This window comes from Planktothrix sp., assembly GCF_046067725.1.
GTDB lineage: Bacteria > Cyanobacteriota > Cyanobacteriia > Cyanobacteriales > Microcoleaceae > Planktothrix.
In genome coordinates this window covers 1-7310 of record NZ_JBJUDF010000057.1, presented here as the reverse complement: position 1 = coordinate 7310, position 7310 = coordinate 1, and the positions used below count along the sequence as shown (strand labels likewise).

The 7310-nt window shown below is 38.6% G+C and carries 8 protein-coding genes; 5 read left to right on the top strand and 3 right to left on the bottom strand.

Going from position 1 to position 7310, the window contains the following annotated elements; translation table 11 throughout:
- The 3 genes from ACKPEB_RS03355 to ACKPEB_RS03345 form a co-directional block, all read left to right on the top strand.
- Positions 1–203, top strand: a 203-nt coding sequence (locus ACKPEB_RS03355; protein WP_408963376.1) for a recombinase family protein, incomplete at its 5' end; no start/stop codon positions are given.
- A gap of 55 nt (positions 204–258) precedes the next feature.
- A complete protein-coding gene (locus ACKPEB_RS03350; protein WP_408963375.1) occupies positions 259–726 on the top strand; it encodes an NUDIX domain-containing protein in 468 nt (155 codons plus the stop codon).
- Between the two features lie 28 nt (positions 727–754).
- On the top strand, positions 755–1654 hold the full coding sequence (locus ACKPEB_RS03345) for an alpha/beta fold hydrolase (RefSeq protein ID WP_408963374.1): 900 nt from the start codon (positions 755–757) through the stop codon (positions 1652–1654).
- On the opposite strand, the gene ACKPEB_RS03340 is transcribed toward ACKPEB_RS03345, so the two are convergent.
- The gene (locus ACKPEB_RS03340) at positions 1545–2249 is read right to left on the bottom strand and encodes a pantothenate kinase (RefSeq protein ID WP_408963373.1); all 705 of its coding nucleotides are present in this window, start codon (positions 2247–2249) and stop codon (positions 1545–1547) included. The genes ACKPEB_RS03345 and ACKPEB_RS03340 overlap by 110 nt on opposite strands.
- A 142-nt stretch (positions 2250–2391) precedes the next feature.
- Positions 2392–3963: a DUF2079 domain-containing protein gene (locus tag ACKPEB_RS03335; RefSeq protein ID WP_408963372.1), complete on the bottom strand. Its 1572-nt coding sequence runs from the start codon at positions 3961–3963 to the stop codon at positions 2392–2394.
- Positions 3964–4083: 120 nt separating this feature from the next.
- Between ACKPEB_RS03335 and ACKPEB_RS03330 the strand changes: the two genes are divergently transcribed.
- Positions 4084–5268 carry a 1-deoxy-D-xylulose-5-phosphate reductoisomerase gene (locus tag ACKPEB_RS03330; protein ID WP_408963371.1) on the top strand — a complete coding sequence of 395 codons (1185 nt, stop codon included), beginning with the start codon at positions 4084–4086 and terminating at the stop codon, positions 5266–5268.
- 151 nt (positions 5269–5419) lie between these two features.
- Here ACKPEB_RS03330 and ACKPEB_RS03325 read toward each other — a convergent pair whose 3' ends face one another.
- Positions 5420–6004: a Uma2 family endonuclease gene (locus ACKPEB_RS03325; RefSeq protein ID WP_408963370.1), complete on the bottom strand. Its 585-nt coding sequence runs from the start codon at positions 6002–6004 to the stop codon at positions 5420–5422.
- A gap of 459 nt (positions 6005–6463) precedes the next feature.
- Here ACKPEB_RS03325 and ACKPEB_RS03320 point away from each other — a divergent pair, with 459 nt between their 5' ends.
- A complete protein-coding gene (locus ACKPEB_RS03320) occupies positions 6464–6937 on the top strand; it encodes a hypothetical protein (RefSeq protein ID WP_408963369.1) in 474 nt (157 codons plus the stop codon).
- Positions 6938–7310: the final 373 nt, after the last annotated feature.

The following is a 7310-nucleotide window of genomic DNA, read 5'->3' as shown; positions in this document are numbered from 1 at the left end:
CCTATATACGGGATACAGTTGGAGCTACCACTGTATGCTACTGCCGAGTCAGTTCAACAAAACAACGAGACGACCTCGATAGACAAGTTGCCTATATGCAATCAATCTATCCAGATGCAGAAATTATCCGAGACATCGGTTCAGGACTTAACTTCAAAAGGAAAGGATTGCAAGGGCTCAATTTTGGAAAGGTAAAACGGTGAAAATCTGATCTTAAATCGTTAAAGAATGATCTCATCCAAAGAAAGGGAAAGCACTTTGGTTTTATCATGGGCTAAACAGTTCTGGAATTTTGGACAAACGGTATTGGGGATTATTTTTCGTCATCCTATCCCTGGAACCAGTATTATTCCGATTCTACCTAATGGTCAAATTGTTTTGGTGCGACGTCGAGATAATGGTAAATGGGCTTTACCCGGAGGGATGGTAGACTGGGGCGAAGAAATCTCAACAACAATTAAACGAGAATTAACCGAAGAAACTGGGTTAGAATTGGTGAAAATTCGACGTTTAGTGGGTGTCTATTCTGCACCCGATCGCGATCCCAGGGTGCATTCAATTTGTGTCGTCGTCGAAGCGGATGTTCAAGGAAACTGTCAAGTTCAGGACATCCATGAAATTACGGAGGTTAAAGCCTTTGATGCTACATCCCTCCCCACTGATTTCAGTCATGACTGTGAGCGTCATCTTCAGGACTATTTAAAGGGTCTGACGACGTTAGCTTAAGATTTTATTCACTGTACTAAGACTTAGAATGTATCACCTATTCCATCATTTCCGGGTTCAAATTCCCCAAGGACAGATTTTCTGGCGAGAAACGGGTTCTGGCCCTACGATTATTTTTCTGCATGGTTCTTGGACGGATAGCAGTCAATGGATTCCGTTAATGCAGCACTTAAATTTGGATTACCATTGTGTCGCACCGGATATTTTAGGCTGCGGAGAGTCTCGTTCTTTTACTAAAATTCACCCCTCCATTAGTTTAGAAGTTGAGTGTTTAGCCGAACAAATTAAATCCCTAAAACTCAAGGAATTTTGCTTAGTAGGTCAGGGGTTGGGGGGATGGATTGCCACCCGTTATGCTTTAAAATATCCCGATCAAGTTAAAGGATTAGTGGTAATGTCACCGGAGGGGGTTGAATTTCCGAATTATAAAAAAGAATGGGGTTGGATGCGACAATTAGCTTCTAATTTTTCCCCTGTGATTTGGTTTTTCAAACTGATTTATCCCTTGGCGTTTCTATTTGGGCAAGGAAAAAAAATTAAGCAGGGGTTGAACACTCGCAAAATTATGTTGCAGTGGCCTGTTGCTAATCAACTCTTGTATCTTCGTCGATGGCCGGAAATTCAGGCAGAAATGCTTAATCAAGATCTTCAGGGGTTGAGGTTGCCAACGTTGGTTTTACAAGGAAATGAAGATACTGTTATTGCTTACAACCAAAGCAAAACCTATTCAGAAATTGCACCGATGGCTCAATGTTACAGGATTGAAGGAGGACAACCGAATTTACCCCTACAAATGCCGGAAGTTATCGCTCAATACATTAGAGAGTTTGTGAACACCCGTGTTCAGTTTTCAGAGCAACCATCCCCCGAAATATTAGATGAGGATCAACCACAAGATGAGCATTATTATCAGGAAACAGCTTGGTAAAATAACTGTGTAAGCGGTTGCAATCGCCTCCAGTAATGACAATATAACTCTGGGGATATTCTGTTTGCCAAGCTTTGATAAAATCTAGCATTCCTGCTAATAACGTATAAATAATTCCACTTTGAATCCCTTGTGATGTGTCCTTTGCCCAGCGTTGCGGTAGATCTTGGGAAAATTCAATGGCGGGTAAGGCAGAGGTTTTTTGCGCTAAGGAAGATTGTTGTAAACCTAAACCCGGCAAAATCGCTCCTCCGACTAACCGTTGCTCCGTATCTGCACCCGTGAAGGTTAGGGCTGTTCCCGCATCGATGACGAGAATTGGCCAGCCATAGCAGGTTCCGCCCCCGAAAACCGCTAAAGCCCGATCAATGCCCAGGGTTGAATACATTCCTTTGAGGGGAACGTCTGCCAAGGTCAACACTCGAACTTGGGGAGAGGTAGCCCAGTATGAAGTTTGTTCAGAAATAACCGAGGCTATCAGCAAAGGTAGATGATCTGTTAAGGGGGGAAGTTGAACCGTATTTTCCTCATCCCAAGCTTTTAATACGGTTGTACCGACAAACTTGGCCCAATGTCGTCGGGAATTTCCTAACATCAACCCAAACCAGGGAGAATTGTCAAGTATCGAGGAGAGAGGAAGTTGCCACATCTATCTTTAAGAATATTGTTTTGTTTTGATGTCAGAATATTGTCAGAAAGGATTTGATAAAATTTAACTGCGTAACAGCTTATTAGGTTTACACTCCGGGTTGTTCCTTAAACTCTGAACGTTCTTGGTTGTTATTTAAACCGCCTGAAATGCGTTTAAATATCAAGACATCATCCTGCTGATAGGATAATTGAAAATTAGGTTTTTGCTTCAGTTGTTGAGTATATTTTTCCCCTAAATCTTTTGTATCAGGCCAAGGATGACGTAAATTTAGAATCACATAATCAAATTCCTTTAAATCAAAGTCTGGTGACACTTGATTAAGTAATTTAATGGTTTGGCGATGGGTGAAATGGGGGGCCAGTCGGTTATCCGTTAAAACCCCTCCTTGAGTTTGAATTTCTGCGACTGCATTTTGCGTGGCTGACCAATTATCAATGCGCGTAAAATACCCTAAAACTTGGCTATGATCTCCCCATAATAAAAAGATTAAACTTGACCAAAGAACAATCCATTGAGGCAGTTTTGGGTGAGGAATAGTGAATAAATGGGAGAATTTAGACAAGGTATTTTTCTGAAATTTATTCCATAAAACCCAGAACCCATTTCCTAGTCCTGGCTTTTCATCAGCTAAGGTTCTAATCATCACTAAGAATAAAAAAGGTAAAGCCGGAAGGGAATATTGATAGATTAAACTCCGTTGCATCGGATCAATGGATAATATATTCAGTAATAACGTGGGAATAGCTGGAATTAAGGCAATAAATTTTTGAGGATTTAACCACAAAATCAGAGCTACACCTAATTCTAACACATAAATTAAACTGTCAATCGAAAATAATTTACCGATGATTAATTGAGGTTTAACAATCGTATTGGTAATCACTTCTAAAACGGAATTTCCTAAATAGGGATAGCGAGAAACTCCAGCCGCTTCTTGACCACTATAAAAGGGAATCATAATCTGAGTTACCAATAAAAACCAAGCAATTCCTAATGCGATCGCTATCATTCCAGAAAAACGCCGTTGTTCAAAAAAGATCAGCCAAAATCCAATGGCAATTACCGTTAAACTAAATACCGCTTTACAGCTTAAAATCCAAAGAATCGCGATCAGAAACCAGATAAACTGTTTCTGTTGGGCGGCTAAAACTGCCCCAAATAATGCGGGAACTGCTAAAACATCCGGGTGAAAATCAAATAAATTAATATTAAAAATTTCAGGATACAGTAAATAAGCAATGGCAACGGCTAAGGCTAACCGTTGATTCAGTCCTGATAATCGCGCTAATTTCCAAGTGATTCCCCCCGCAGACGCTAAACAAATAGCTTGGACTAAAAATAACCAATAAACACTGGGATATAGTTTATATAAAAAAACTAACGGATAAATCGCTAATGCTCCATGATCTCCTAAAAAATGAAACCCTAAAAAGGAAGAAATGGGTTGACTTCCTTGGCTCATTAAGTATATAATTTGATCATAAATTCCTAAATCATAAGCCGTCGATTGAAATAAAAAATGACGCAGACTGCTATATAAAAATAGAATAATTGTGGCAATCGCTATAATTTTCCAAATCGAAAGGGAAAATAAGCTGTTTGTGTTAATTGGCGTTGAAGGTTCGGAATGGTCAGGGTAGGTTTGCATTTTTTTCATGATTCACACCGCAATTTAGTCTACCTGAGTTGTGAATCTTCTGAAACATTTGTCAGGGGGAATTCAGCAATGGGGATCAACCATCGTACTATGGTTATATCAAATACTTCTTAAGAAAAGATGAAAGCAATTACCCTCCTCGGTTCGACAGGTTCCATCGGGACTCAAACCTTAGACATTGTGGCAGAATATCCTGAACAGTTTCGGATTGTCGGGTTAGCCGCTGGACGCAATATCACCTTGTTAGCCCAACAAATTCGCACCTTCCAGCCTCAAATTGTTGCAATTTCCGATCCCAACCAATTACCCGATTTAAAAGCACGTATTGCCGATGTCAACCCGCAACCAATTTTGTTAGCAGCAGAGGAGGGTATTATCGAAGTTGCTCGTTATGGAGACTCGGAAGCAGTTGTTACTGGAATCGTCGGTTGTGCCGGATTATTACCCACTATTGCCGCCATTGAAGCCGGAAAAGATATCGCCCTGGCTAATAAAGAAACTTTAATTGCTGGGGGGCCGGTTGTCAATCCGTTAATTGAAAAACATGGCGTTAAATTATTACCCGCCGACTCCGAACATTCAGCAATTTTTCAATGTTTACAAGGAGTACCCAAAGGCGGATTAAGAAAAATTATTTTAACCGCTTCTGGGGGTGCATTTCGAGATTGGCCGGTAGAGAAATTAAAAGAAGTAACTGTGGCGGATGCCATTACCCATCCTAACTGGTCAATGGGTAAAAAAATCACCGTTGATTCAGCAACGATGATGAATAAAGGATTAGAAGTTATTGAAGCGCATTTCTTATTTGGATTGGATTATGATAATATTGAAATTGTGATTCATCCTCAAAGTATTATTCATTCTTTAATTGAATTACAAGATACTTCTGTTTTAGCTCAATTGGGGTGGCCAGATATGCGTTTACCGATTTTATATGCCATGTCTTGGCCGGAACGAATTTACACGAATTGGGAACGTTTGGATCTCGTTAAAGCGGGTAGTTTAACTTTTAAAGCACCGGATGATCAAAAATATCCTTGTATGTCTTTAGCGTATGCCGCAGGAAGGGCTGGAGGTTCAATGCCTGCGGTTTTAAATGCAGCTAATGAACAGGCGGTTGCTTTATTTTTAGAAGAAAAAATTGAGTTTTTAGATATTCCTCGTGTGATTGAATTAACTTGCGATCGCCATCGGATTGATAATCGTCAAGATCCAACTTTAGAAGATATTATAGAAGCAGATCGTTGGTCAAGGCAAGAAGTAATAACTGCTTCTAAAAAACTTGGTCAAAAAGTTGCGGTTTAAGTTTTAGGGGAATTTGTGGGGTGCTTGACTTAACATTTAATCACCCTACAAATAGATTAGTTGACATTAATCAAATCGGTGTTTGACTTTCTTGACTTTTTATGATTTTATCCTTATTTATTTAACATAATATAGGCTAATATTTTATGATTTATTCTTGATTCTTGAAGTCGATATTTTCATAGAGGTCGGCGATTAAAATTTGCGTTTCAAAGTTACTCAAGGACAGAGTAAAATTTGGATCGTCGTATTCTGAAAAAATCCATTGATTGACAGCAGTTTTAACATAGTGTTCGACATGAATTCGATATTGATCGATGAGCAAATATTCTTGGAAAGTGGGAATGGTACGATAGGAAGCAAATTTTTCACTGCGATCATAGTTTTGGGTGGATTTAGATAAAACTTCCGCAATAAAGCAAGGATTTAATACTGTGTCTTTGCGTCCGGTTTGCAGTTCTAAGGGCTTTTGAAGTACCATTACATCAGGATAGGTATAGAGGCTAACTGCTGGAATCCAAAGGCGTTGATCTACATGGAAAGTTTCATAGGGTTTACGTCTCAGAGCAAGAGTTAAAATAATGTAGAGGTTTCCACTAATTTTGTTATGGTCGGGTGTTCCACCAGTCATCGGAATAATTTCTCCATTACGATATTCATTGCGGGTTTCTGAGGCAATTTCAAGTTCTAAATATTCTTCAGGGGTGTAGGTTTTTGTCTCAGTTTGAGCAATCATGGCAGGTTGACTCCTAATCGTTTAAGTTGTTGATTGATCCAAATAGTTGCTATCTCCTCATCGGTTTTAATTGCTCGTTATACTCCTATTTTAGCAATTTCTAGGAGTTGTTTAGACATACTCTTTACCGTTGTCTGTCCCCTGTTGTTAAAATTCTCTAATGATGCTCCGAATGTTAAGGTAATGACCAAATGTGTAAATCATATTCCATCCTTTAATGTTTGCTACGAATAATTGATCGGATGGCTAATAACTTCTTTTTTCCACCGTCTATTCCCTATTTTCTTTTCCTTAGAGATTTTTAGTAATGCAAAGAATTCGGTTTCCCAGGGAAACCGAATTCTTAGGTTTTTAACAAATTAATTTTTCTATACGCCGGGGTCAGTAACTCACATTGGAGCCATAGGACAGTCCCGGAGCTTACAATATATAATTTAGCTCAGATCACGAGGATTGTCAATGTCCGATCAAAACCAACTCTCACCAGAAACCCAAAATGCAATTATCAAAGCACTATCAACAGTACGTTTGCAACCCTATCTTAGAGAAGCCAACGGGCAAATAGACAACGCTATGAAAATCTATCAACTTAACCTTCAACTCTGTGCAACACTTTATCCCAGCCTTCACATTTTTGAAATTACCTTTCGCAATCAAATGAACCGTGCTCTGCAAGATAAATATGGAAGAAATTGGTATGAAGGAGGAAGTTTTAATATACAACAACGGGCACAACAATCAATTGAAGATGCAAAAAACAAAGTAATAAGACAGAGAAGACCTTTAACCCATAATAGCATCATTTCCGAGCTTACTTTGGGGTTTTGGTCTGCTTTTATTACTAAAGATGAATACAGACAAAGCGTTTTTGATCAATGTATTCAACAAATTTTCCCTATGCTAAATCTAGCGAACGAACCTTTACTAAAATAACTCCCCGCTTTCAAACAGAAATTTTATATTTAAGAAACCGTGTTTTTCACCATGAACCAATCTGGGAAAAAAATTATAAAATCAAACAAAAATACGAATATTTATGCCAAGTTCTACGATGGATGAATCCCGAAATTCTTTCTTGGCTGCAAACCTATGATAATTTTCTCGAAGTTTATAAAAGCGCATCAGATTCATTAAAAACGTTTGGATCTTTTTAAAAGTTTAATGGGTTAAGAATTATAACGCCGTTAGGTAAAATCACTAAAGGATTTTATCAAAACCTTGAAGGTCTTATCTTAAATCATAATCCATTCTATCAAAATGAATTATACCATGCTCTTCTTCACAACTCAACCCCTAATCTATTAGC

Coding starts and splice junctions, on each gene's coding strand:
- ACKPEB_RS03340 (WP_408963373.1), bottom strand. CDS start 2,249: ATGTTAGGAAATTCCCGACGACATTGGGCCAAGTTTGTCGGTACAACC.
- ACKPEB_RS03325 (WP_408963370.1), bottom strand. CDS start 6,004: ATGATTGCTCAAACTGAGACAAAAACCTACACCCCTGAAGAATATTTA.
- ACKPEB_RS03330 (WP_408963371.1), top strand. CDS start 4,084: ATGAAAGCAATTACCCTCCTCGGTTCGACAGGTTCCATCGGGACTCAA.
- ACKPEB_RS03320 (WP_408963369.1), top strand. CDS start 6,464: ATGTCCGATCAAAACCAACTCTCACCAGAAACCCAAAATGCAATTATC.
- ACKPEB_RS03345 (WP_408963374.1), top strand. CDS start 755: ATGTATCACCTATTCCATCATTTCCGGGTTCAAATTCCCCAAGGACAG.
- ACKPEB_RS03335 (WP_408963372.1), bottom strand. CDS start 3,963: ATGAAAAAAATGCAAACCTACCCTGACCATTCCGAACCTTCAACGCCA.